Source organism: Schaalia sp. ORNL0103 (assembly GCF_019429565.1).
GTDB lineage: Bacteria > Actinomycetota > Actinomycetes > Actinomycetales > Actinomycetaceae > Pauljensenia.
The window spans coordinates 1,066,115-1,091,324 of the sequence record NZ_JAHXSA010000001.1 but is presented as its reverse complement, the minus strand read 5'-3'; the positions used below and the strand labels follow the sequence as shown (position 1 = coordinate 1,091,324).

Below are 25,210 nucleotides of genomic sequence, written 5' to 3'. Positions count from 1 at the left end.
CACCTGGTGGCCTGCGCGGCTCGCTACACTGGTGTTACGCACACGCGTAAAGGAGACGCATATGGTCAAGGTTGTGATGGCTGGCGGCGGCACCGCCGGTCACGTGAATCCTCTGCTGGCGACGGCGGCGCAGCTGCGCGAGAGCGGCGCTGAGGTTGTCGTCCTGGGGACGAAGGCTGGTTTGGAGGCGGATCTGGTTCCCGCCGCAGGATTCCCGCTCGTGGAGATTCCCCGCGTTCCTTTGCCGAGGCGTCCCTCCCTGGCGTTCTTCACTCTTCCCGGTCGTTTCGCGGATGCCGTAAAGCGTTGTGCTCAGGCCCTGGAGGGCGCTGACGTCCTCGTTGGTTTTGGCGGCTACGTGTCGACGCCCGCGTATATCGCGGCGAAGCGTGCGGGCGTGCCGATCGTCATTCACGAGCAGAACGCGCGCCCCGGCCTGGCGAATAAGGTGGGCGCGCGCAACGCGAAGGTTGTCGCCCTGACGTTCCCCTCCTCTCCGCTGAAGGCGCGCAACGGCCGCACGGTCGTGACGGGCCTACCCCTGCGTGCGGCGATCGCTGAGCTTGCGGACCGCCGCGCAGACGCTGAGGGCGCTGCCCAGGCGCGTCGCGAGGCTGCCGAACGCCTCGGTGTCAACCCGGATGAGCCGACGCTGCTGGTGACGGGCGGCTCGCTGGGAGCTCTGCACGTGAACGAGTCGATGACCGGTGCCGCCGATGCGCTTCCGGAGGGTGCCCAGGTCGTGCACCTGACCGGCCGCGGCAAGGACGAGCCTGTCCGCGCCGCCGTCGAGGCAGCAGGTCTGTCGGATCGCTGGCATGTGATCGACTACCTGACGACGATGGAGGATGCGCTGGCCGTCGCAGACCTCGTCGTGTGTCGGTCGGGCGCGGGAACCGTGGCCGAGATGGAGGCCCTGGGCCTGCCCTGCATCTACGTGCCGCTGCCGATCGGCAACGGTGAGCAGCGTCTGAACGCGGCGGACCACGTGGCCGCCGGTGGCGCGCAGCTCGTTGACGACAAGGACTTCACGGCCGACTTCGTGCGCCGTAACGTCTTCCCGCTGCTGGGCTCGACCCGCCTGGCGGACATGGCGGCCGCATCCCAGTCGCTGGGCCGCGCGGGAGCTGCCCGTGCGCTGGCAGATCTGGCTCTTGAGCAGGTAAAGGAGGCCGGCCATGAGTGAGCCGACGCTGCAGGATCGTTTCCATCTGATTGGTATCGGCGGCGCGGGCATGAGCGTCGTCGCGGAGCTGCTGGCTTCGCGAGGCGCCACGGTCGAAGGCTCTGACCGTGAGGAGTCCGCCGTTCTCGAGCACCTGCGCTCGGTGGGCGTTCGCGCTTTCGTCGGGCACGAGGCCTCGCACGTGGACCCGAGCTCCGTGGTCGTGGTCTCGACGGCTATCCGCGAGGACAACCCGGAGCTGGCGATTGCGCGCGAGCGCGGCCAGCGCGTCATTCACCGCTCGCAGGCTCTTGCTCTCGCGGCCTCAGGCATGCGTTTCGTCGGCGTCGCCGGCGCGCACGGGAAGACGACGACGTCGGGCATGCTCGCGATCGGCCTGTCGGCCTGCGGGCTGGACCCGTCGGTGGCCGTCGGTGGTGTGCTGCCCCAGCTGGGTACTGGCGCACACCTGGGCGGCGGGGACGTGTTCGTCGCCGAGGCGGACGAGTCGGACGGCTCGTTCCTGAATTACACCCCGGCGATCGAGATCGTCACCAACGTCGAGCCTGATCACCTGGATCGGTACCACTCCCGCGAGGAGTTCGAGGAGATTTTCGTCGAGTTTGCGAGCCGCATGGTCCCCGGGGGCCTGCTGGTGACGTGCGCGGAGGACGAGGGTGCCGTTCGGCTGGCCCAATCTGCGCGCGCCGAAGGGCTGCGAGTCGTTACCTACGGTCGCGTCGAGCGTTCGCTGTGTACCCCCGACGTGGTGATCGCTGACGTGCACGTCGAGGCACACGGGGCTGGCGCGTCGCTGACGTGGGGCGAACTCAGCGCGTCGCTGGCGCTGAGCGTCCCCGGCGAGCACAACGTGCTCAATGCGGCTGCCGCGTGGGTCGCGGGCATCGAATGCGGGTTGTCGCCTCAGGCGATCGCCGACGGGCTGGGAGAGTTTAGCGGCGCGGCACGCCGATTCGAGGCCCGCGGCCAGGTCGGTTCGCGTCGCCTGTTCGATGACTACGCCCACCACCCGACGGAGGTGGAGGCCGCGATCCGTGAGGCGCATGTCGTGGCAGGCGAGGGCGATGTGACCGTCGTGTTCCAGCCGCACCTGTACTCGCGCACGCGCATCTTCGCGGAGCGTTTCGCCCAGGCGCTGTCGGGCGCTGACCACGTCGTGCTCGCGGGCATCTACGGCGCCCGGGAGGATCCTGAGCCGGGAGTCGACTCGTCCCTCATTTCGTCGCGCATTGAGGGCGCGTCCTACGTCGAGGACATGCACGAGGCCGCCCGCCTGGCCGCTTCTATGACTCCCGAGGGCGGCGTGTGCTTGACGATGGGCGCTGGTTCGATCACTCACTGTGCGTCTGACGTGCTCGATGAGTGGAAGCGGATGGGGGCATGAGGCCACCGTCGCCGAGGCGCCCGGGAGGTGCTCGCTCTCACGAGGAGCCGTCGTCGCGCGTGGAGGAGGCTGCCTCATCCTTCGATGAGGTCGTGTCCCCGTCGGCGGATGAGGAAGCGCAGGAGCCGAAGCGTCGTGCCTCCTCGCTCACGCAGCGCCGCCGTGCGCGCACGACCGTGGACCGTCCTATGCCCGTCGCCGATGCCGCATCCCTGCTGGGCGGCGAGGAGACAACGGATCTGGGGGATCGACTGCGTGAGCGCACCCGCGCGCGTCGTATCCTCCTCGCTCGTCGTATCGCGATCACGTTTGTGACGCTCGCGCTTGCAGCGGGAGGCGTGTGGGTCGCGTTCTTCTCGCCCGTTTTCGCGTTCTCGTCGTCCGCGGTCGTCGTTTCCGGCGAGGATGGCACGCTGGTGACGGCGGATTCCGTGCGCTCGTCAATCGCCTCCTTCGAGGGGGTTCCGCTCACGCGCCTGAACACGCAAGCGGTGGCTCGCGCGGTGGAGTCGAACGTGGCGGTGCGCTCGGCGAGCGTGTCGCGTCGATGGCCGACGAGCCTGCGCGTGTCGGTGACGATGCGGACGGGCATGGCTGTTGAGGCCGCGTCGGGTGGCTACTGGCTGGTGGACGATCAGGGCGTCGCCTTCCAGCAGGTGCCGTCGGCGGGGGATTACCCGCTCGCGACGCTGCCGGAGGACCGGGCCACCGGCGCGGCAGATATTGCCTCCGTGCTGGGTGCTCTGGACGAGGCGACGCGCGCCCAGGTGTCGGCCGTGACGTCGACGGGAACTCAGGTGAACTTCACGCTGCGCGGTGGTCAGACCGTCAAGTGGGGAACCCGCGGAGATGCGCCGCAAAAGGCGCGGGTGTTGGCGACTCTACTAGCTAATGTTCAGGCGAGCACCTACGACGTGTCGTCGCCGAATCACCCTGTGACCAGTTAAGCCTTTTCTTTTGTCCGCGTGTTGGCTTGAAGGATTGCCCGCGGACCCCTAGGTTCTTTCCGACACGAAGCACGTTAAACATCAACCTTCAACTAGAGGTTGAGGGTCTGATGCAAGGGAGACATCCATGGCGACACCGCAAAACCACCTGGCAGTGATCAAGGTCGTCGGCGTCGGCGGCGGCGGAGTTAACGCCGTGAACCGAATGATCGAGGTCGGCCTCAAGGGCGTTGAGTTCATTGCCGTCAACACTGACGCGCAGGCTCTGCTCATGTCCGATGCCGAGACCAAGCTCGACATCGGTCGCGAACTGACGCACGGCCTGGGCGCCGGCGCGGATCCGGCCGTCGGTCGTAAGGCTGCGGAGGATCACATCGACGAGATCACCGCCGCGCTCGAGGGTGCGGACATGGTGTTCGTGACCGCCGGTGAGGGAGGTGGCACCGGTACCGGTGCCGCCCCCGTTGTCGCCAAGATCGCCCGCGATGCTGGCGCTCTGACGGTCGGCGTTGTGACCCGTCCCTTCTCGTTCGAGGGCAACCGTCGTGCGGCTCAGGCTGAGGGCGGCGTGACGACCCTGCGCGAAGAGGTCGACACCCTGATCGTCATCCCGAACGATCGTCTCCTGGAGATCTCTGACGCGAACATCTCCGTGCTCGACGCTTTCCGTGCTGCCGACCAGGTGCTCCTCTCGGGTGTCCAGGGCATCACCGAACTGATCACCACCCCCGGCCTCATCAACGTGGACTTCAACGACGTCAAGTCGGTCATGAAGGACGCCGGTTCGGCCCTCATGGGTATCGGTGCGGCGACCGGCGAGGATCGCGCACTGCGCGCCGTCGAGAGCGCCATCTCCTCCCCGCTGCTGGAAGCCTCGATCGACGGCGCCCACGGCGTGCTCATGTTCTTCCAGGGTGGCTCCGACCTCAGCCTGCAAGAGGTTTACAGCTCCTCGCAGCTCGTGCGCGAGGCAGCCCACCCCGAGGCGAACATCATCTTCGGTAACGTCATCGACGATGCTCTGGGTGACGAGATCCGCGTGACGGTCATCGCCGCCGGTTTTGACGAGGCCGCGGATGCGGCGCTGTCGCGTCCGAACGTTGCCCGCGTGTCCGCTCCGGTGGCTCAGCAGCGTCCCGCCGCCCCCGAGGCCAAGGCTCCGGCCGCCGAGACCACCCGCATCACTCAGCTGTCGACGCGTCGCCCGCAGCACCGCGCCGACGTTGCGGCTCCCGTGCGTGAGGCCGCTCCGGCCCCCGTCGAGACGCCCGCTGCCGCTGAGTACGAGGAGTCCGAGTCCGAGCACTCCTTCGAGGTTCCTCGCGTCTACCCCGAGGCGCCCGAGAAGGAAGAGCTGGATATTCCTCCCTTCCTGCGCTGATGAGTGACAAGCTCTGGGCCGGTGCCCGGGTCCACCTCACGGAGGTGGACCCGGGCACCGGTGCGCTATGCGGCAATGTTGGCCTCCACGTGGGCGACCAGGAGCCGCTCGTGCGTGAGCGCAGGCGTGCCCTGGCGGCGACGCTCGGACGCGATATCGTCTGGATGGATCAGACTCATTCGACTCGGGTGGAGCTCATCGTTCGAGGTGAGAGCGCGCCCATTCTGGCGGCTTCTGGAGAGGCGCTCGGTAAGCCTGCGACGGGGGAGTGGGGGCCCGTCGACGCCGACGGCATCATCGTCGATGCCCGTGGCTGGCAGGGAGCTCCTGCCCTCGCCGTGCAGACCGCGGATTGCCTGCCCGTCGTGTTCTCCGCCGCCTCCGGTCGGATTGTCGCAGCCGTGCATGCGGGTCGTCGCGGCCTTCTCGGCGGGATCCTTGACAAGACCGTTGAGCGCATCCGTAGCCTCGACGGTGGCCCGATCGATGCCTTGATAGGTCCGGCGATCTGCGGGCGCTGCTACGAGGTGCCCGCCGACATGGCCGATGAGAGCGAAGAACTCATGCCCGGCATCCGTTCCGTCACGTCGTGGGACACTCCTGCACTTGACCTTCCCCGCGCTGCAGCCTCGACCCTGGGAGCCCGGGGCGTGAGAGTGGTGATCGATGAGCGCTGCACCCTCGAGGACGCCGACCTCTTCTCCTATCGCGCCGACTCTTCCTGCGGTCGCCAGGCGCTCATCATCCTTCCCGCCTGACTGGCACCTATGCCTTTGAATGGACCGTGGGTTGGCGGCTTTCCCGTGCCATGGTTCGGCGCTGAAACACCTCGTGACGAGGCTCGCCGGCGCGGTCCTTGCGACGCGCCGAGCGCCCTGCTCGGCGATGCCGCTCGGTAACTGTAGCTTGTGGCTATGCATCGGCTGAAGGAGGAACAATGAGCGAGTCGTTCGGTGCACGCGCACGTAAGTTTATGGGCTGGTACTCACCGGAGGAGCCCATCGATGAATTCGACGAATTCGACGAGGTGGAAGAGGTAGCTCCCGTGGCCGACATTACTCCCGTGTCCCGTCCGACCCTGACCAGCATTCGCCGTGACGAGCCGGCCGAGGATCTCACTCGCATCGTGACGATCCACCCCACCGCTTACTCTGATGCCGTCACGATCGGTGAGGCGTTCCGCGATGGTACGCCCGTCATCATCAACCTCACGGACATGGGCGAGGAAGAGGCGCGTCGGCTGGTTGACTTCGCAGCCGGCCTGACCTTCGGCCTGCACGGCGTCATCGAGCGCGTCACCAACCGTGTCTTCCTCCTGTCCCCGGCCACGGTCGAGGTTGCGGGCGATAACACCTCCGGCCGTCGCGGCTCCCTCTACAACCAGGGCTGAGGTCGCTCGTGGCCATTCTTGGCTGGATCGGGTGGGGACTGAGCGTTCTCATCAACCTCTACATGATGGTGCTGTTAGCGCGCGTCATTCTGGACTGGGGTCTGTTTTTCGCGCGCGGATGGCGCCCGAGTGGCATTCTGCTGGTCCTCGCGAATGTTCTCTACGCGCTGACTGATCCTCCGATTCGGTGGATCGGACGCTTCGTTCCGCCCCTGCGTCTGGGTGGAGGCATGGCAATCGATGTCGGTTTCATGCTCTTATTCCTGGTGCTTATCGTTGGGCAGCGATTCGCTAGTTTCCTGTACTTTTTGAGCCTGTAGAGCTCAAAAAGGGGGATGAGAGGTCCCACAAAAACGACCCTCACCTCGTGATGGATGTTGCTAGTGTGACAATTTCAGTTATTATTTTCGTGACGTGATAGCGGGCGGCCTTCCCGGTCGTCCAGGCGTGCGGCTTCCGCACGTCCAATCGAAACGACCGAGAGGCGAAGAAATGGCCCTGCTCACCACCGAGGATGTCCTCAACAAGAAGTTCCAGTACGTCAAGTTCCGCGAGGGATACGACCAGGACGAGGTTGACGAGTTCCTCGACGAGGTTGTCTCCACCATCTACTCCCTGCAGATGGAGAACCAGGATCTGAAGGAAAAGCTCGAGGCCGCTGAGCGCCGCATTGCCGAGCTGTCCAACTCCGACTACACGCCGGCCGAGACCCCCGCCCCCGTGGCAGCTCCGGTCGTCGAGACCCCGGCCCCCGCCGCCCCGGCCCTCACCGGCCCGCAGGATGCGGAGTCCGCCACCTCCATGCTGGCCCTCGCCCAGCGCGTCCACGACGAGTACGTGCGCGACGGCGAAGAGCAGTCCGCGAAGATCATCGCCGAGGCCAACGCCGAGCGCGACGCGATCATCGCCGACGCCCAGAAGCAGAAGGACTCGCTGCTCTCCCAGCTCGACCAGGAGCGCGAGCTGCTCGAGAACAAGATCAACGGTCTGCGTACCTTCGAGGCCGAGTACCGTTCGAACCTGCGCAACCACCTCGAGACCCTCCTCAAAGAGGTCGACAACGGCGAGAACTGATCGCAATCGCTTTGACCGGCGGCGGTGCACTTCGTGGTGCGCCGCCGCCGCTCGTTTAAGATAGGGAACCATGGCTGACTCCTCCCACCCGACCCACACCCGCGCGACGTGGATGTACGCGGGCCTCGTGTTCGCTGCCGCTATTGCCACCGATCAGGTGTCAAAGATGTGGGCGCGGACCGCCCTCGACGGCCAGGGGCCGCGCCCGCTCATCGGGCAGTGGCTGTCGCTGTCCCTTGTGCACAATTCGGGTGCCGCGTTCTCCTTCGCCGCCGGCAAGACGTGGGTTCTGACGATCTTCACCGTTGTCATCATCGGCGTGCTGGTCGTGATGGCGCGTCGCGTCCACCGCGCCTCGACCCTGCTGGCGATCGCACTGCTGGCGGGCGGCGCCGTTGGAAACCTGATCGACCGACTGACTGCCGAACCCGGCTTCGGCGTCGGTCATGTCACCGACTTCATCGCCTACGGCAACTGGTTCGTCGGCAATGTAGCAGACATTTGGATCGTCCTCGGGGCGCCTTTGCTGGCCCTCGCGCTCTCCCGTGAACCCTCGAAGGAGGACGCCCAGTGAGCTCCCGTATGCTTCCCGTCCCCGACGCCCTCGTGGGGGAGAGGGTTGACGCCGCTCTGGCCCGTATGCTCGGCCTGTCGCGCTCGCGCTGCGCGGAGCTGGCGGGGGAGGGGCACGTCCTCGTCAACGGCGTTGCCGCTGGCAAATCCGATCGCCTCGGGGCCCTCGACATCATCGAGGTCACCATTCCGGAACCGGAGAGCAAGCCGACGCCGGTCACCGACATGGCGATTCTCTACGACGACGAGGACATCGTCGTCGTCGATAAGCCCGTCGGCGTCGCCGCACACACCGGCCCCGGTTGGGAAGGCCCCACGGTCCTGGGCAACCTGGAGGCGGCCGGATATCGCATCACCACCTACGGGCCCCCCGAGCGCCAGGGCATCGTGCACCGCCTCGACGTGGGCACATCCGGCGCGATGATGGTCGCCAAGTCCGAGCTCGCCTACACCGTCATGAAGCGCGCGTTCAAAGAACGCACGATCGAAAAGGTGTACCACGCCGTCGTGGCAGGGCACCTTGACCCGGCCTCGGGCACGATCGACGCTCCGATCGGTCGTCATCCTTCGCGCGAATGGCGCATGGCCGTCATCGACGGTGGCAAGCGCGCCGTCACCCACTACGACACCCTCGAGCTCATGGCGGGAGCTCAGCTCACCGAGGTGCACCTGGAGACGGGACGCACCCACCAGATCCGCGTGCACATGGCCGCCGTCGGGCACCCGTGCGTGGGTGACACGTTCTACGGCGCTGACCCGACCCAGGCGGAGCGCCTGGGGCTCACCCGCCAGTGGCTGCACGCCGTTCGACTCGGATTTGCCCACCCTCGCACGGGCATGCCGATGAGCGTGTCCAGTCCCTATCCGGATGATCTCGCCGATGCTCTCGAGGAGCTGCGCCACCCGCGCGACTGACCCGACAGCACGGTGCGTCACCCTCCTCGGCCCCGGCCTCGTCGTGGCTGTCCGCCGTGAGATGAACGACCGCTCCGCTCGGGGCGTTCGCCGTGGGTGCGCGCGCCTCGGACAGTAGAATCGACGCATGGCTGATTCCTTCGTGCACCTCCACAACCACTCCGAGTATTCGATGCTCGACGGAGCGGCGAAGACGAAAGCGATGGCGGAGGAGGCCGCCCGTCTCGGGCAACCCGCGATCGGCCTGACGGATCACGGTTATCTTTTCGGCGCCTTCGACTTCTATACGAACTGCACGAACGCGGGCGTCAAGCCGATCATCGGCCTTGAGGCGTACGTGACGCCGGGGACCTCGCGCTTCGATCGCCAGAAGGTCCTGTGGGGTGAGCCGTGGCAGCGCTCCGACGACGTGAGCGCCGGCGGCTCCTACAACCACCTGACCCTGGTCGCCTACAACACGACGGGTATGCACAACCTCTTCCGCCTGGGGTCCTACGCTTCGACCGACGGCCAGTTCGGCAAGTGGCCGCGTGCCGACAAGGAGCTGCTCAGCCAGTTCCATGAGGGCCTCATTGTGTTCACGGGCTGCCCCTCGGGTGCCGTGCAGACGCGCCTGCGCCTGGGGCAGTGGGACGAGGCCGTGGCTGAGGCCGCGGAGCTGCGCGACATTTTCGGGGCGGAGAACTTCTACGTCGAGGTCATGGACCACGGCATCGACATCGAGCGACGCACCCACCAGCAGGTCCTCGAGATTGCCAAGCTCATGAACGCGCCCCTCGTGGCGACCAACGACGCGCACTACGTCAAGCGCGAGGACCGCAAGATCCAGGACGCACTCCTGTGCATCAACTCGGGTTCGCGCATCAACGACCCCGACCGATTCAAGTTCGACGGCGACGGCTACTACATCCGCTCCTCGGACGAGATGCGTGCGCTGTGGAGCGAGCTGCCCGGCGCCTGCGACTCGACCCTCGAGATCGCCGAGCGCTGCGACGTGCACTTCACGACCACGAAGGAGGGCGCCAACTACATGCCCGACTTCCCGGTGCCCGAGGGTGAAGACAAGACCTCGTGGTTCATCAAGGAGGTCGAGCGAGGCCTGCGCGATCGCTTCCCGAATGGCATCCCGGACGACGTGCGCAAGCAGGCCCAGTACGAGGAAGACGTCATCATCAAGATGGGCTTCCCCGGCTACTTCCTCACGGTCGCCGACTACATCAACTGGGCGAAGTCGCAGGGGATCCGCGTGGGACCCGGGCGTGGCTCGGGCGCGGGCTCGATGGTGGCCTACGCCTTGAAGATCACCGAGCTCAACCCCCTCGAGCACGGCCTGATTTTCGAGCGATTCCTCAACCCCGAGCGAATCTCGATGCCCGACTTCGACGTCGACTTCGACGAACGCAGGCGCGACGAGGTCATCGCCTACGTCAAGCGCAAGTACGGTGAGGACCGCATCAGCCAGGTCGTCACCTACGGCACGATTAAGACCAAGCAGGCCCTGAAGGACTCCGCGCGCATCCTCGGCAAGGACTTCAAGGTCGGTGAGCAGCTCACTAAGGCGCTGCCCCCGGCGATCATGGGCAAGGACATCACGGTCCACGGCATCTTCGACGAGAAGGACAAGCGCTACGCCGAGGCCTCGGAGTTCCGTAAGTTCTACGAGGAGAACCCCGACACGCACGAGGTCGTCCAGTACGCGCTCGGCCTGGAGGGCCTGACACGCCAGTGGGGTGTGCACGCGTGTGCGGTCATCATGAGCTCCCACACGCTCACCGACATCATCCCGATCATGAAGCGCCCGCAGGACGGCGCGATCATCACGCAGTTCGACTACCCGACGTGCGAGACGCTGGGCCTGCTGAAGATGGACTTCCTGGGCCTGCGTAACCTCACCGTCGTGTCCGACGCCCTTGAGAACATTGCGCTCAACGGCAAGCCGGACCCGGACCTCGACCACCTGACCTTCGACGACAAGAAGACCTACGAGCTGCTGGGACGAGGCGACACCCTCGGCGTCTTCCAGCTGGATGGTGGCGGCATGCGCGACCTCCTCAAGCTCATGAAGCCCGACAACTTCGAAGACATCTCCGCCGTCGGCGCCCTGTACCGCCCCGGCCCGATGGGTGCGAACTCCCACACGAACTACGCGCTGCGTAAGAACGGGCGTCAGGAGATCACGCCCATCCACCCGGAGCTGGCGGAGCCGCTCGAGGACATCCTGGGAACGACCTTCGGTCTGATTGTGTACCAGGAGCAGGTCATGCAGATCGCCCAGAAGCTGGCGGGCTACTCGCTAGGCCAGGCAGACATTCTGCGTAAGGCCATGGGTAAGAAGAAGAAGGAGGTCCTCGACCAGCAGTTCAAGGGCTTCCGCCAGGGCATGGTCGATAACGGCTACTCCGAGGAATCGATCAAGGCCCTGTGGGACGTCGTCGTTCCCTTCTCCGCCTACGCGTTCAACAAGGCCCACTCGGCCGCATATGGCCTCGTCTCCTACTGGACGGCCTTCCTCAAGGCGAACTTCCCGACGGAGTACATGGCAGCCCTGCTGACCTCGACGAAGGACAACAAGGATCGTCGAGCCCTGTACCTGGCGGAGTGCCGTCACATGGACATCACGGTCCTGCCCCCGGACGTGAACGCGTCGATGGGTAACTTTGCGCCTGATGGCGAGGCGATCCGCTTCGGCTTGAACGCCATCCAGAACGTGGGCGGCCCGGTCGTCGACGCGATTGTGGAAACCCGCGCCGAGAAGGGGCGTTTCGCCTCGTTCCAGGACTTCCTGGACAAGGTGCCTCAGGTGGTGTGCAACAAGCGCACGATCCAGTCCCTCATCCGTGCCGGCGCTTTCGACTCGATGGGTCACACGCGTCGCGCCCTCCTCGCGCGCTGCGACGAGGCCGTGGACGCGATCATCGACGTCAAGCGCAACGAGGCGATCGGACAGTTCGACCTGTTCGGTGCTCTGGGGGAGGACGAGGATACGGGCTCTGGCCTGACGATCGACATCCCGGACCTGCCCGAGTTCGACCGCAAGACGAAGCTGGCGGCCGAGCGTGAGATGCTGGGCCTGTACGTCTCCGACCACCCGCTGCGCGGCGTGGAGGCGGCGCTGGCTCGCCACCAGGACTACGAGATCGCGCAGGTCGTCGGCTCGGACGGGGCGATGGCGGACCGTATCGTGAAGATCGCGGGCCTCATTTCGGGCGTCACGACGAAGGTGACGAAGCAGGGCAACGCGTGGGCGATCGCGACAATCGAGGACCTGTCGGGTTCGGTGGATGTGCTATTCTTCCCGCGCTCCTACGAGTCGATTCAGACCTACCTCGCGCAGGACATCATCGTCCAGATTGAGGGCAAGGTGAACGTGCGTGAGGAGGGCATGACCATCTACGGCCAGTCGATGACCCTCCTGGATCTGTCGGGCGGGGCGGACCTGCCTCTCGACCTGCGCCTGCCGGCCGCGCGTTGCACGCCCGAGCTGCTCACCGACCTGCGCGGCGTCCTCGAGTCTTACCCCGGCGGCTCCCCGGTGCGCCTGCACCTGACGGAGCCGGGACGCACGACGGTCGTCGAGCTGGATCCGAAGCTGCGCGTTGAGCAGACGAGCGCCTTCTTCAGTCATATCAAGGCAGTCGTCGGTGCGGGCGGTGTCGTCACCTCGTCCTAATATGATGCGAGCCGGGCCCCGGTGGGACTCGGCTCGCGTCGTCGACGGGCGTGCTTAGGAGGCGGATCCGACGATCGCGGAGGCCCTGCCCCAGGGGGCGTCGACCTCGACGAGGTCGCCGGCGCTCAGGTGATGGCCGCGGCGCGTCTCCACCTCGCCGTTGACGGTCACGTCGCCGGCCTGGATGAGTTCGCGGGCCTGTGCGCCGTCTTCCGCGAGGGAGGCGAGCTTGACGAATTGGCCGAGCTTGATCTCCCCGCGCACGGGGATCGTCGGTGTGCTCATGGTGATTCCTTTCGCTGGTGGAGAGCGCATCACGCGCGAGGGCGTGGATGAACAGTATCCTTGGGTAGAGACACACAGTATAAGGAGGAGCGGTGAGCGCTCACAACGACGATATCGACGCGGAGTTCCAGTCGCTGGTTGCATCGCTGGGATCGACGCCCGCCGCGGGCGATTCTCTGCCGTCCCTCGATCCGGACGACACTCCCGTTGACGAGTCCCTGCACCTGGAGGGCGGCCGCCTGTCGGTTGCCCTCGTGCTCGCCCCGATTTCCTACCCGGAGGCGCTCCACTCGCTGCTCGCTCTGACGGGTGTGCGTGAGTCGATCGTGCGTCTCAAGCCGTGGACCGCCGTGTGGCTGCGCGTTGAGACGACGCCGACCGACGAGGAGGAGCTCGACGCTCTGCTGACCGGCCAGCGTCCGATGCCCGACGCGGTGGATCGCGTGGCCCGCGCCGTCTCGAACCTGTCGAAGTACGGGGCGGTCGCTCTCATGAGCTGGCTCGTCGAGGGGGATGGCGTGGAGCCGGGCGTCTCGGGCCGTATCTCCGCCCAGCGCTACGTGAGCGGTGAGCCCGAGGAGACGATTCCCGCGGGCCTGCTGCTGGGTGCGATGCCCGCGGCGACGGAGGATCTCCTGTTGGGGCGTACGACGCCCGCCGACTACAAGGATTCCGTGGCCGCCGACGGCAGCTGCCAGGGCGGCGGCCCCTTCGGTTGGCTGCGCCGCAAGCAATCATGACGATCCTCGAACTGCTGCCCGCGATCGACGTGATGGGCGGTCAGGCCGTGCGCCTGTCCTCCGGATCGATCGACGAGGGCTCCTGGGGCAGCCCGATCGATGTCGCCCGTTCGTTTGACGAGGCCGGGGCTCGCTGGGTGCACCTCGTGGACCTTGACCTGGCGTTTGGTCGCGGCGAGAACTCTGAGCTGCTCGCCCGGGTGATCCGTGAGGTTCCCGTGCGTGTTGAGTTGTCGGGAGGCATTACGAGCCGAGCGGCCATCGAGGCTGGGCTGGCGATGGGCCCCGAGCGCGTCAATATCGCGACGCAAGCCCTTGAGGACATCGATGCCGTGTGCGAGGCCGTTGACACTTTCGGCGAGCGCGTCGCTGTGTGCCTGGACGTGCGCGGCGATCGCCTGGCCGCACGCGGCGGAAGTGGCGAGGGTGGCAACGTCTGGGAAGCCCTGCGCGTCCTGAATGAGGCGGGTGTGGCCCGGCTGGTCGTCACAGACGTGACTCGTGACGGTCAGATGAACGGTTCCAATCGAGACCTGCTGGCCCGCGTCGCGGATCAGAGTTCCGCCCGGATCATTGCCTCGGGCGGGGTCAACTCCCTGGCCGACATCGAAGCTCTGCGCGCCCTCGGCATCGAGGGTGCAATCGTCGGAAAAGCCCTGTACCAGGGCGCATTCACTCTGGCCGATGCGCTGGACGTTGCCGGATACGAGGAACTCTCATGACTCCCACGCCCCCTTCTCTCACCGAGGAACAGAAGAACCGACTGGCGCAGCGCCTGTCGATGATGAGCCACGACCGCGCAGACGTGGGACAGGGGCTTCCCCGGACCGCCCGGGCGCTTGCGCTGGGGCAGGGGAGTGACGCGGGGGCGGCCAGGCTTGAGGCGCTCGTCGATGCTCTCGTCTTTGAACGCGTGATTGTTCCCATCGACGTCGAACCAGACCCGCGTGTGACGGGCGTTCACGCCGGCGAAAACGGACACAACCCGATCGACTTCGTGCGCGCGCAGACCCCTGCGGGGGAGGCGCTCGCCATCTATTCGTCGGCGCAGGCACTGTCCGCTCACCGCCCCGGTGACCGTCCGATGGCCCTGGACTTCCGCACGATCGGTCTGACGGCCCTCGTGGAGACGGGCGGGCGCATCGTCGTCAACCCGGGTACCGATGCGGTGCTGCTGCCGCGCCCCGCCGTGGCCGCGCTCGCGCAGGGGGATGAGTGGTTGCCCGCCTGGCGCGACGAGGATCTGCGCGAGCTCCTGCTCGCCGATGCCGCCGCAGCGTGCCCGGCCATCGTCGACGTTGAGATCGCCTACGCGGGCGACGGCCTCACGCGCGTGCTCGTGTCCGTGGACCGCGCGTCTTTCGCCCAGGGGGCCGATGCCTCGGCAATGAAAGAAACCCTGTCGGCAGCCTTGAACGCCCTGGGGTCCAACCCGCGCCTCATCGCCTCGGCCGACCGGGTCGAGATCGCGCCTGTCCTGCGCTGAACGGGCATCGAACGTTCCCAGTAAAGCGTGAGGCGCGCAATGATTGCTGATCTGGCGATCTCTCATTATTTCTGGTACAGTTGATACGACCGTCTGGGCGAAAGCCCGGAACGCAAGCGGAGAAATCCCACCTGGATACCCGCCTCTCGCCAGAGAGGATGCCGCCCACAGGGGCGTTGCGCAGGGGATCGGGTACGACGGTCAACACCCGTGTGTGTTGACCTATGGAAGCCTCCGTGCGCGTCGCGTAACGGAGGCTTTTCGTTACACGCATAAGGATTCTGTGGAAGGAGCCGCTCATCAGCGAGACTCGCATCAATGAGCGTATTCGAGTCCCCGAGGTTCGCCTCGTGGGACCCGGAGGTGAACAGGTCGGCGTCGTCCGAGTTGAGGACGCGCTGCGTCTGGCCGAAGAGGCCGGGCTCGACCTGGTTGAGGTTGCGCCGAACGCCAAGCCGCCCGTCGCAAAGCTCATGGATTACGGCAAGTACAAGTACGAAGCCGCCCAGAAGGCCCGCGATGCTCGCCGCAACCAGGCGAACACGCAGCTGAAGGAAATCCGCTTCCGACTGAAGATCGACGATCATGACTTCGGCGTCAAGAAGGGCCACGTTGAGCGCTTCCTGTCCGCCGGCGACAAGGTCAAGGTCATGATCATGTTCCGCGGTCGAGAGCAGTCTCGCCCCGAGGCTGGCGTTCGCCTCCTGCAGCGCCTCGCCGAGGAGATTGGTGACCTTGCCACCGTCGAGTCGATGCCCCGTCAGGACGGGCGCAACATGACGATGGTGCTGGCCCCCACCAAGCGCAAGGCTGACGCCCTGACTGAGCAGCGCAAGCGCCGCGAGGCCGAGCGCGCTGAGCGCCGGGGCAAGCGCGCGGAGCGCGCCAGCAAGGACCAGGCCCGAGTGGCAGCCGACAAGGCTGACGAACAGGACTGACGGCGATACCCATCGCCTCACAACGAAGGAATAGAAATGCCGAAGAACAAGACTCATTCCGGTGCTAAGAAGCGCTTCCGCACGACCGGCTCGGGCAAGATCATGCGCGAGCAGGCCGGCGCCCGCCACCTGCTGGAGCACAAGTCCAGCCGTAAGACCCGCCGTCTGGCGACCGACCAGGTCCTGGAGACCGCTGACGTCAAGCGCGTCAAGCGCATGCTGGGCATCTGAGCTCGAGTAAGAGGAGAACAGTAGAAAATGGCACGTGTTAAGCGTTCTGTCAACGCCAAGAAGAAGCGTCGTACCGTACTCGAGCAGGCCTCCGGCTACCGTGGCCAGCGCTCGCGCATGTACCGCAAGGCCAAGGAGCAGGTCACTCACTCCTTCGTCTACTCCTACCGCGACCGCAAGGCCAAGAAGGGCGACTTCCGTCGTCTGTGGATCCAGCGCATCAACGCTGCTTCCCGCGCCCAGGGCCTGACCTACAACCGCCTCATCCAGGGCCTGAACCTGGCCGGCGTCGAGGTCGACCGTCGCATGCTGGCCGAGCTGGCCGTCAACGACATCAACGCGTTCAACGCCCTGGTGAAGGTCGCCAAGGACGCGCTGCCCGCCGACATCAACGCCCCCAAGGCCTGATAGGTGAGCTTTTCCGCCGAGCGCCTGACCGTTCTCGATAATCCCCGCGCCGATCGCGTGCGCAGGGTGTCGGGTCTGGTCGGGCGCTCGGCGCGTTCACGCTCGGGTCTGATGCTCGTTGAGGGGCCTCAGGCAGTGCGTGAACTAGCCCTGCACCGACCGGATGCGGTGCGCGACGTGTACGTGCGCGAGGACGTGTGGGAGACGCACGCGGACGTCGTGGACGTGGCCCGCCGCGCCACGCGCTGGGTGCACCCGGTGTCCGCCGAGGTCTCGGCTGCCCTTTCGGGTGACTCGCAGGGTATCTGCGCAGTCGCATCTCTTGATGCGCTGTCGCGTGAACTGCCCGAGCCGAGCGTCGGTGAGACGATTGTCGTGCTCGCTCAGGGGCGCGACCCTGGCAACGTCGGCACGATCATCCGCACGGCCGACGCATTCGGTGCGGTCGGTGTCGTGGCCGTTGCGGGCACAGTCGACGCCGCGAGTCCGAAGGTTGTGCGCTCGAGCGCCGGCTCGGTCTTCCACATTCCCGTGTGCGTGGTTCCCTCTTTTGCTGACGCCCGCGCTCTTATTCACGGTCGCAGCGCGGCCCTGCTGGGCACCAGCGGTGGCGCCGGTTCAATCAGCCTCTCCGACCTCCTCGTGCAGGGCGTGTCGGCGCGCTCGCGCCTGTCCCAGTCGCACGCGTGGGTGTTCGGCAACGAGGCACGCGGCCTGTCGGGCGACGAGATGCGCCTGTGCGACGCCCTCGTATCCATTCCCATGACGGGGGACGCGGAATCCTTGAACGTTGCCAGCGCAGCCGCGACCTGCCTCTTTGCCTCCCAGACCGTGCGAGGCGTCGAAAACTGAGGTGCCTTCGCGGCGCGGTGCTGCGCCCGCGACTAGTCTGGTTCCTATGAAGTTAGCTGAGCTATCCGAGGCGCAGTTGGTGTCTCATTTCCGCGAGTCTTTCCCGCGCGGCGAGCGCACGATGATCGGCATTGGTGACGACTGTGCCCAGGTCGCGGCTCCCGAAGGATCGTTCATCGTGACGACGGACGTCATGGTGGAGGACCAGCATTTCCACCTGTCCTGGTCGACCGGCTACGAGGTCGGAGCCCGCGTTGCCGCCCAGAACCTCGCGGATATCGATGCGATGGGCGGACGTCCCTCGGCACTCGTCGCCTCGGTGGTGGCGCCGCGCGATATGGACGCGGACGTTTTTCTGGATGTTGTCCGAGGCCTCGGGGACCGCGCGCGAGAGGTCGGAGCCGGTGTGGTTGGCGGAGACCTGAGCGCGGGGGAGAAGCTCGTCATCTCGATCACGGCCTTCGGCTATTGCCCGGGACCGGTGGTGCGCCGTGACGGCGCGCGCCCCGGTGATGTCGTGGCGGTCAGCGGCACCCTCGGATACTCCTACGCCGGCCTCGATCTCCTGGAAGGTGGGCACGTCGATCCCTCGTCACGAGGAGTTGAGCAGCTGGGCGATCTGGCGCCCTTCATCGAGACCTACCGCGCGCCGAGACCTCCGCTGGGCTCCGGCGTGGCCGCCGCGGCCGCGGGCGCTCGCGCCATGATGGACCTGTCGGATGGACCAGCGACGGACGCAGCGCGTATCGCTCAGGCCTCGGGCGTCGTCATTGAGTTCGATCGTGATGCCATCGAGGCTGAGGCATCCCACCTGGCTCCCGCCGCCCGCGTCTGCGCGGTCGATCCTGTGCGGTGGGTCCTGCAAGGGGGAGAGGAACACGGCATGATCGCCGTTTTTCCGCCGGATGCGCAGCTGCCCGACGGCTTCCGGGTTGTCGGCGCGGTGCGAGCATGCCGGGCTGAGGAAGAACCGCAGGCGATGATGGATGGGGCGGTCCTGCGCGGGGCGTGGGATCATTTCTCGGCGGATTCCGTAGACTAGTGTGATGTGGGCCGCTGGAGTCTTTGTTGATAGACGGGGAAGCGAAGCGGCGTGACGACCAACGATTGGAGTACATCAGGATGACCGCGTTGACTGAGGGCACCCCGGCCTCGTCTCGACCGATGTCGCGCGTGGCGCGCAAGCTCGCGGAGTCGTCGGAGGAGATTCCGGCGACCGCTGGCCTGTCCCTGCCCGCGCTGCAGGGTGACGCCTGCGTGCCGCCGACGAAGGCCCTGCCCGTCGTCGATGCGGAGACTGACGCTGACGCCTGAGGGAGCTCAGCGCCTGACCTACCGTGCCGACGGTGACGCTCGTGTGCGTGGGTTCGCGTGGCCGACATGATGCGATCCCCGCGAGCGTCCGGCATGCGTCGGTCACAAAAGTTCAGTTGATGAAGAATATACCGTGTGAGAAAATTTAGCGGTTTCGGTGTGGCCAACCTCGTCAGTGGCACCGCAGCGCCTGCCCATCGGCGCGCACAACAGTGAGGATTGAGAGATGTCTGAGCAGCACTACGATGCGAATCAGGGTGCGGTGCCCCCGCCCCCGGCCCCTTCCCAGAGCCCGACGCCTCCGCCCGCTCCTAGCCCCCAGAATGTGGTCGCTCCGGCTGTCGCAGTCCCGCAGGCGGGCGTGACCTTTACGCCGATGTCGGACAAGAGCCGCCGTCGCATCAAGCGCATCGTCGTGGGCGTTGTAGCCCTTGTTGTCCTCGGGGTTGTCACAACCGTCGCCTTGGCGATCGCCAACTGGACGCGCACGCCCGAGGCGCAGGTTCGCCAGTACCTTGATCTTCTCGCGGACGGAAAGGCCAGCGCTGCGACGGCGATGGTTGATCCGGGCCTGCCCAACGATCAGCGCGGTTTCCTCTCCGACGAGGTCATGGCCTCGTCGAGCGCCCGCATTGAGGTTGAGGACGTCACCGTGGACGATGCGGAGCACTCGAAGGAACGGGTGGTGACGGCGACGATGCGCCTCGACGGCGAACGCTTCACCCGTTCATTCCGTGTCAGTGCAGCGAAGAATACCTTTGGCCTGCTGAAGAACTGGAAGATCCAGGATGCGATGGTCGCTCGTGTGGATGTGCAGGCAGACAACGTCACGCACTTCTCGATCGGCGGCGAAAAGATGTCGGTTGCGACGCTGAAGGAAGCCCCGAGTAGCTCCATCGTGCTCTACCCGGGCGTCTACACCTTCACCCCGGAGGAGACGGGCGAGTATATCGACGCTGCGCCCAAGACCATTTCGGTGAAGGCAGCAACGGGTTACGACAGCTCCTACTACGGTGGAACGGTCGAGCTGAAGGGCACCTACAACGACAAGATGGCTGCTGCCGCGCTCGATGCTGCGGCCGCGCTCACGAACTCGTGCGCGACCGTCCCCGGCAACATCGACACGGCATGCCCGAGCGCGGTTCAGTCCCGGACCCTGGCCCTGCTGCAGGTCAAGACGATGCCCACGGCCATGAAGGCGACGACGGATGAAGGCGGTGTCTATACCGGCGAGGCAACGTTCACGACCCAGGGCATGGAGAGCTGGGAGAAGCAGCGTGACGTGACGTCCCGGGTGACCGCGACGGTGAAGACCGACAAGGACGGCAAGCTCGAGTTGGACGCTTCGGGCAAGCCACAGTTCGAGGTTCGATTCGGCTACTAAGGCCTCGTAAGGCCTCGAATCACGCCATTGATGCACCGGGTATGCGGACTCGATGAAAGAAGTTCGCATACCCGGTGGCGTATAAGCGGTTGCACGCTATGATGGGTTGTTGGTAACTCTGTCACACCGAACATGGAGCAGCCCGCATGAGCAACGATGCTAAGGCAACGAGCACCCGTCGGCCCGGCCGTCCGAAGGCCGGTAGCGAGGATAAGAAGGCGCGCATCCTGTCGGAGGCGCTGACCCTTTTCTCGACGCAGGGCTACGTGGCAACCTCGCTTGCAGACATCGCGCGTGCCTCCGATATTTCGAAGGCGGGGCTCCTGCATCACTACTCCTCGAAGGATCAGCTGCTCGCGGCAGTCCTGGACGAGCGTGATCGCCGCATCGTCAGCCGACTCCCACGCCCCGAGGAGGGGGCCGAGGCCGCGCTGGATGCCTGGGTGGACATGGTGGCCCACAACCAGCGCCATCCCGACGGAGTGGCGCTCTACACGGCGATGTCGGCTGCCGTCATTGATTCGAAGCACCAGGCGCACCCGTGGTTCCGCGAGCACCTGATCGGTGCGATTTCCTACCTCGTTGAGGCTTTCGAGCACGGCAAGACCACGGGCGAGGTGCGTGAGGACGCTCCGAGTGAGCAGATCGCGCGCCGCCTCGTTGCGATATCAGACGGGCTTCAGGTCCAGTGGCTCTGCTCGCGCGCGGACGGTGGTCGTACGCTCAATATGCACGAGGTCATGGCTGGCGTCGTGCTCGACATGAAAGAGCGGTGGCTCATTCGCCCGGAGTGAGGCGGGGCGCAGCTGCGTAGAGCGACGTCCTTATGTGAGAAGCGACACTTGATATCTGACTTTGTGGGCGTTTCCTGCGTTTTGGGGCTTAGGTCCCTTGTTTGATCGTATCGGTGATGAGCGATGCCAATACGGGTAGGTCGTACGCGCGTTACGATGGACAAACCAGCATCCTTCACAACGTCGGGAGTAGTGCTGAGCGTGTCCAGCGTTGGCGCTCCACCCGAGGCCGAGAATCCGTCGCACATCCACGCCTGGAGGTCTACGCATGGCGAACGCCGCTGTTCCCACCCCGTCCCACCACAATGCCAGCGCTCGACGCTGCCCCGATGACCTATGGGCCTTGGGGGAGCGGGCGATCATTCGGGCCCGCCGCTGGGCCGATGAATCGGCCTTTGAGCCCACGCCGCGCTCGGCCAAACTCCTGTCTCGTATCCTCGCCGATCCGGACGGACTTACTTTCACGACCCGATTCGTCGATGACGTCGTGCGTCCCGCGGACCTGGACGTAGCCAGCGCAGCCATGAAGCGCTTGTCGGCTGGGCGTAAAAACTTCCTGCCCCCGGCCCTGGCTGCGGCGATGGGCCTCGGCTCGACAGCATCGCTCCTCGCTCCGCGCACGGTGACGGCGGTGGCCCGACGTGTATTCCGCGAGATCGTCGGTGACCTCGTCGTCGATGCGACCGACAAGGGCCTGGGGCCCGCGCTCGCCCGCCTGCGTCAGGGCGGCCATCGCCTGAACGTGAACCTCCTCGGAGAGGCTGTCCTCGGTGAGAAGGAAGCATCCCATCGCCTGGCCGAGGTCTCGCGCCTCGTGACCCGCGAGGATGTCGACTACGTGTCCATCAAGGTCTCCGCGGTGACAGGCCCCCACAACCCGTGGGGCTTCGAGGAGGTCGTCGAACACGGCGTGAGCGCGCTCCTGCCTCTCTACCGACTCGCTCGCGATCACGGGACCTTCCTCAACCTCGACATGGAGGACTACAAGGACCTCGACCTGACGATCGCGGTGTTCACCGCCATCCTCGACCAGCCGGATATGCGCGACTACGAGGCCGGCATCGTCCTCCAGGCCTACCTGCCCGATTCGCTCGGTGCGCTCCAGCGTCTCCAGGAGTGGGCGCGCGCACGCGTGGACGCGGGAGGCTCGCGCATCAAGGTTCGCATCGTGAAGGGCGCGAACCTGTCCATGGAGAAGGTGGACGCCGAGATTCACGGCTGGGAGCTGACGACCTGGCCGTCCAAGCAGGCCACCGACACCAACTACAAGCGCATGCTGAACTGGGCGATGACGCCCGAGCGCACCCGGGCGATTCGCCTGGGCGTCGCCGGACAGAACGTCTTCGATATTGCGTTCGCCTACGAGCTGCGGGCAGCACGCGGCGTCGAGGACAGCGTCGAGTTTGAGATGCTCTCCGGCATGGCCACCGGCATTCAAGAGGTCGTCCGACGCGATGTCGGCTCCCTGCTCCTGTACGTCCCGGTTGTCAACCCCCGAGAGTTCGACGTCGCCATCTCCTACCTAGTGCGCCGCCTAGAGGAAAACGCCGCGCCTGAAAACTTCATGTCCGGGGTCTTCGACATCGCCACAAACGAGGATATCTTCGCTCGCGAGCGCGACCGTTTCCTCGCTGCGCTCTCCGACGTTGATCCGGACGCCCCCTTGCCGGTTCCCAACCGCGTCCAGGATCGTCTGGCCGAGCGTAAGGCCGGGGTTCCGGCTGAGCAGGGGAGCCTTGCCGAGCGCGCGCGTCGTCCCTTTGTCTCCGAACCGGATTCAGATCCCGCCCTGGCGGCCAACCGCCAGTGGGCCCGTGAGATTGCTGCGGCCATCCCCGCCTCGACACGAGGTGTAGAAGCCGTGCGTGCCGGCGCGCAGGCTCTGGATACACGCGAGGCGGTCGACGCCCTCGTCGAGGCAAGCACCAAGGCGGCGCACGCCTGGCAGGCCCTGGCCCCCGAGGAGCGCGCAGCCGTGCTGCATCGCGTCGGTGATGTTCTCGCCGCGCGCCGTGGGGAGCTCATCGAGGTCGCCGGATCTGAGGCCGGCAAGACCATCGATCAGGCTGATCCTGAGGTGAGCGAGGCGATCGACTTCTGCCATCACTACGCGGACGCCTCGTTGCAGCTCTCCGATGAGACCTACATGGCGGGTGCGCGATTCGTGCCCGTGAACGTCACTGTCGTTGCCTCGCCCTGGAACTTCCCCGTAGCCATTCCCGTGGGTGGCGTCGCCGCTGCTTTGGCGGCGGGCAGCGCGGTGATCCTCAAGCCGGCCCCGCCGGCCAAGCGTTGCGCCGCGGAGCTTGTCGCGGCTTTCCATGAGGCCGGGGTTCCCCGTGAGCTGGTGGCGCTCGCCCCGCTTGAGGACGGCGACGTGTCGCGCTACCTGGTGACCCACCAGGGTGTTGATCGCGTTGTCCTGACGGGCTCGTACGACACGGCCCGCCTCTTCCGTTCGTGGAAGCCCGACATGCACCTGCTGGGCGAGACGAGCGGCAAGAACGCCATCATCGTCACTCCGTCCGCTGACCCCGACCTGGCGGTGCGCGACATCGTTCATTCGGCCTTCGCGCACGCGGGACAAAAGTGCTCGGCGTCCTCCCTGCTGATCCTCGTCGGATCTGCGGGGCGCTCGAGCCGCATCGCTCGCCAGCTCGTGGATGCGGCCGCCTCGCTGCGCGTGGGCCTGCCGGCATCCTTGGACTCGCAGGTCGGCCCGGTTGTCGTGCCCGACGACGAGAAGGCCGTACGAGGCCTGACCACCCTGGGAGAGGGCGAGCACTGGGTGCTCAAGCCCCGGTACCTGGGTGACGGGCTGTGGACGCCGGGCATCCGCGCGGGCGTGGTGCCCGGCAGCGAGTTCCACCTGACCGAGTACTTCGCGCCCGTCCTCGGCGTCATGCGCGTCGACACCCTCGAGGACGCTATTGAGGCCGTGAACGAGGTCGACTACGGACTGACCTCCGGCCTCCATACCCTCGACACGGATGAGTTGGCGACCTGGCTGGAGGGCATCGAGGCCGGCAACCTCTACGTCAACCGCGGAATCACCGGCGCGATCGTTCGCCGTCAGCCTTTCGGCGGCTGGAAGCGCTCGGCGATCGGGTCAACGACGAAGGCTGGCGGTCCCTCCTACCTGCTGGGTCTGGGCGAGGTCGAGCCCGACCGTGATGCGGTGGCGGGGGAGTCCGGCGCTCCCACGGCGTCGCTCGATCCGAGTGTGCTCGCCCTGTGTCGTGCGGCCGGTCCTCATCTGAGCGCGGACGATGCGGCCGAACTGAGCCGCGCCGTCGCCGCCGATGGCGCTGCCTGGGCATCCGATTACGGAGTCAATCGTGACGTTACCGGCATGGCCTGTGAGCGCAATGTCTTGCGTTACCGTTCCACGCCCGTGCTCGTGCGCGCCGGGAGCGGGACTGCCCTCGCCGACACGGTGCGTGTGCTGGCAGCGGGCATCCTCGCGGGTGGCCCCATCGGGCTGTCCGTTGCCGATGAGCTTCCGGCTACCATCCGGGAGCTACTGGAGGGCTGGGATATCGAGGTGACGGTCGAAGACGCGCACTCGTGGGGTTCTCGCCTGGCGATGGTGGCGAACTCCGGTGGCCTGGGCATGCGCGTGCGTGTCCTCGGTCCGCGCGATGAAAGCTCGCAGCAGCGCTGGGCGGAGGCAACCCGCGCGAGCGGTGGCAGCCCCGACGTCGCCCTGTACACGGGTGCCGTCACGGCCTGGCCGCACTCGGAGCTCCTGCCGTTCCTGCGCGAGCAGGCGGTCTCGATCACGAACCACCGTTTCGGAACCCCGCTCGACCTGGCCGCGGATCTTCTCTGAGCCTCGCCTCCTGAGAGCGGACGGGGAATCCAGGCACGCAAGGTACGGGTCAGCGCCCGCGACGTCTCGTCGCGGGCGCTGACCCGTACACGCGCGGGGCGCAAGTAATGGGGGAGTAGATGAGATAAACGCCGGAGGGGCGAGCCTCTTGGCTCACCCCTCCGGCGTTACGTCAGTGTCGACTCAGATCGCGCGGGCGACCTTGTCGGACTTCAGGCACTTGGTGCAGACGTTCAGGCGCTTGGGCGTCCCATTGACAAGGGCGCGAACGCGCTGAATGTTCGGATTCCACCGGCGGTTGGTGCGAACGTGCGAGTGCGACACGCTCTTGCCGAAGCCGGGTCCCTTACCGCACACGTCACAAACGGCAGCCACGATGTTCTCCTCGGTATGTCTTCCAGTTCAGTCTTTGTCTCCGCGCTTGCG

Annotated in this window: 25 protein-coding genes; 23 read left to right on the top strand and 2 right to left on the bottom strand. The window is 66.2% G+C overall.

The features are described from left to right. Positions 1-61: 61 nt before the first annotated feature. The 11 genes from murG (at position 62) to dnaE (ending at position 12,520) form a co-directional block, all read left to right on the top strand. Positions 62-1,186 (top strand): undecaprenyldiphospho-muramoylpentapeptide beta-N-acetylglucosaminyltransferase, encoded by a 1,125-nt coding sequence (murG, locus tag JJJ16_RS04825; RefSeq protein ID WP_219751581.1) that lies wholly within the window; start codon positions 62-64, stop codon positions 1,184-1,186. Next, positions 1,179-2,570: a UDP-N-acetylmuramate--L-alanine ligase gene (murC, locus tag JJJ16_RS04820; RefSeq protein WP_219751580.1), complete on the top strand. Its 1,392-nt coding sequence runs from the start codon at positions 1,179-1,181 to the stop codon at positions 2,568-2,570. Before murG ends, murC begins: the two co-directional genes overlap by 8 nt. A gap of 59 nt (positions 2,571-2,629) precedes the next feature. Beyond that, the gene (locus JJJ16_RS04815; RefSeq protein ID WP_219751986.1) at positions 2,630-3,517 is read left to right on the top strand and encodes a cell division protein FtsQ/DivIB; all 888 of its coding nucleotides are present in this window, start codon (positions 2,630-2,632) and stop codon (positions 3,515-3,517) included. Positions 3,518-3,644: 127 nt separating this feature from the next. Beyond that, a complete protein-coding gene (gene ftsZ / locus JJJ16_RS04810; protein WP_034464337.1) occupies positions 3,645-4,898 on the top strand; it encodes a cell division protein FtsZ in 1,254 nt (417 codons plus the stop codon). Beyond that, positions 4,898-5,656, top strand: coding sequence for a polyphenol oxidase family protein (locus JJJ16_RS04805; protein ID WP_219751579.1), 759 nt, complete (start codon positions 4,898-4,900; stop codon positions 5,654-5,656). Before ftsZ ends, JJJ16_RS04805 begins: the two co-directional genes overlap by 1 nt. Positions 5,657-5,835: 179 nt before the next feature. Further along, positions 5,836-6,288, top strand: coding sequence for a cell division protein SepF (locus tag JJJ16_RS04800; protein WP_034464341.1), 453 nt, complete (start codon positions 5,836-5,838; stop codon positions 6,286-6,288). Positions 6,289-6,296: 8 nt separating this feature from the next. Next, a complete protein-coding gene (locus tag JJJ16_RS04795) occupies positions 6,297-6,608 on the top strand; it encodes a YggT family protein (RefSeq protein WP_219751578.1) in 312 nt (103 codons plus the stop codon). Positions 6,609-6,780: 172 nt separating this feature from the next. Then, positions 6,781-7,362 carry a DivIVA domain-containing protein gene (locus JJJ16_RS04790; RefSeq protein ID WP_219751577.1) on the top strand — a complete coding sequence of 194 codons (582 nt, stop codon included), beginning with the start codon at positions 6,781-6,783 and terminating at the stop codon, positions 7,360-7,362. A 70-nt stretch (positions 7,363-7,432) separates the two neighbouring features. After that, complete coding sequence (gene lspA / locus JJJ16_RS04785; RefSeq protein ID WP_219751576.1) at positions 7,433-7,936, top strand: signal peptidase II; 504 nt, start codon at positions 7,433-7,435, stop codon at positions 7,934-7,936. A gap of 8 nt (positions 7,937-7,944) precedes the next feature. Then, complete coding sequence (locus JJJ16_RS04780; protein WP_219751985.1) at positions 7,945-8,850, top strand: RluA family pseudouridine synthase; 906 nt, start codon at positions 7,945-7,947, stop codon at positions 8,848-8,850. Between the two features lie 127 nt (positions 8,851-8,977). Beyond that, positions 8,978-12,520: a DNA polymerase III subunit alpha gene (dnaE, locus tag JJJ16_RS04775; protein WP_219751575.1), complete on the top strand. Its 3,543-nt coding sequence runs from the start codon at positions 8,978-8,980 to the stop codon at positions 12,518-12,520. A gap of 54 nt (positions 12,521-12,574) precedes the next feature. On the opposite strand, the gene JJJ16_RS04770 is transcribed toward dnaE, so the two are convergent. After that, the gene (locus JJJ16_RS04770) at positions 12,575-12,805 is read right to left on the bottom strand and encodes an RNA-binding S4 domain-containing protein (RefSeq protein ID WP_034464356.1); all 231 of its coding nucleotides are present in this window, start codon (positions 12,803-12,805) and stop codon (positions 12,575-12,577) included. A 92-nt stretch (positions 12,806-12,897) separates the two neighbouring features. Between JJJ16_RS04770 and JJJ16_RS04765 the strand changes: the two genes are divergently transcribed. From JJJ16_RS04765 to JJJ16_RS04710, 12 genes are all read left to right on the top strand, one after another. Beyond that, the gene (locus tag JJJ16_RS04765; RefSeq protein ID WP_007587778.1) at positions 12,898-13,545 is read left to right on the top strand and encodes a hypothetical protein; all 648 of its coding nucleotides are present in this window, start codon (positions 12,898-12,900) and stop codon (positions 13,543-13,545) included. Then, positions 13,542-14,267 carry a HisA/HisF-related TIM barrel protein gene (locus tag JJJ16_RS04760; RefSeq protein ID WP_219751574.1) on the top strand — a complete coding sequence of 242 codons (726 nt, stop codon included), beginning with the start codon at positions 13,542-13,544 and terminating at the stop codon, positions 14,265-14,267. Before JJJ16_RS04765 ends, JJJ16_RS04760 begins: the two co-directional genes overlap by 4 nt. Next, positions 14,264-15,031 (top strand): SseB family protein, encoded by a 768-nt coding sequence (locus tag JJJ16_RS04755; protein WP_219751573.1) that lies wholly within the window; start codon positions 14,264-14,266, stop codon positions 15,029-15,031. The genes JJJ16_RS04760 and JJJ16_RS04755 overlap by 4 nt, the downstream gene beginning before the upstream one ends. A 272-nt stretch (positions 15,032-15,303) precedes the next feature. Next, positions 15,304-15,969, top strand: a complete 666-nt coding sequence (gene infC, locus JJJ16_RS04750) for a translation initiation factor IF-3 (protein ID WP_081445781.1) — start codon at positions 15,304-15,306, stop codon at positions 15,967-15,969. A gap of 36 nt (positions 15,970-16,005) precedes the next feature. Next, positions 16,006-16,200 carry a 50S ribosomal protein L35 gene (gene rpmI / locus JJJ16_RS04745; RefSeq protein WP_003792667.1) on the top strand — a complete coding sequence of 65 codons (195 nt, stop codon included), beginning with the start codon at positions 16,006-16,008 and terminating at the stop codon, positions 16,198-16,200. A 27-nt stretch (positions 16,201-16,227) separates the two neighbouring features. Beyond that, complete coding sequence (gene rplT / locus JJJ16_RS04740; RefSeq protein WP_007587751.1) at positions 16,228-16,608, top strand: 50S ribosomal protein L20; 381 nt, start codon at positions 16,228-16,230, stop codon at positions 16,606-16,608. A 3-nt stretch (positions 16,609-16,611) separates the two neighbouring features. Beyond that, the gene (locus JJJ16_RS04735; RefSeq protein WP_219751572.1) at positions 16,612-17,460 is read left to right on the top strand and encodes a TrmH family RNA methyltransferase; all 849 of its coding nucleotides are present in this window, start codon (positions 16,612-16,614) and stop codon (positions 17,458-17,460) included. Positions 17,461-17,506: 46 nt separating this feature from the next. Beyond that, positions 17,507-18,502: a thiamine-phosphate kinase gene (gene thiL / locus JJJ16_RS04730; RefSeq protein ID WP_219751571.1), complete on the top strand. Its 996-nt coding sequence runs from the start codon at positions 17,507-17,509 to the stop codon at positions 18,500-18,502. A gap of 80 nt (positions 18,503-18,582) precedes the next feature. After that, the gene (locus tag JJJ16_RS04725) at positions 18,583-18,774 is read left to right on the top strand and encodes a hypothetical protein (protein ID WP_219751570.1); all 192 of its coding nucleotides are present in this window, start codon (positions 18,583-18,585) and stop codon (positions 18,772-18,774) included. Positions 18,775-19,000: 226 nt separating this feature from the next. After that, a complete protein-coding gene (locus tag JJJ16_RS04720; protein WP_225904993.1) occupies positions 19,001-20,158 on the top strand; it encodes a hypothetical protein in 1,158 nt (385 codons plus the stop codon). Positions 20,159-20,304: 146 nt separating this feature from the next. Further along, the gene (locus tag JJJ16_RS04715; RefSeq protein WP_219751569.1) at positions 20,305-20,952 is read left to right on the top strand and encodes a TetR/AcrR family transcriptional regulator; all 648 of its coding nucleotides are present in this window, start codon (positions 20,305-20,307) and stop codon (positions 20,950-20,952) included. Between the two features lie 268 nt (positions 20,953-21,220). After that, a complete protein-coding gene (locus tag JJJ16_RS04710) occupies positions 21,221-24,784 on the top strand; it encodes a bifunctional proline dehydrogenase/L-glutamate gamma-semialdehyde dehydrogenase (protein WP_219751568.1) in 3,564 nt (1,187 codons plus the stop codon). 183 nt (positions 24,785-24,967) lie between these two features. Here the strand turns inward: JJJ16_RS04710 and rpmB are convergent, their stop codons facing one another. Then, positions 24,968-25,159 (bottom strand): 50S ribosomal protein L28, encoded by a 192-nt coding sequence (gene rpmB, locus JJJ16_RS04705; protein WP_003792657.1) that lies wholly within the window; start codon positions 25,157-25,159, stop codon positions 24,968-24,970. Positions 25,160-25,210 lie beyond the last annotated feature (51 nt).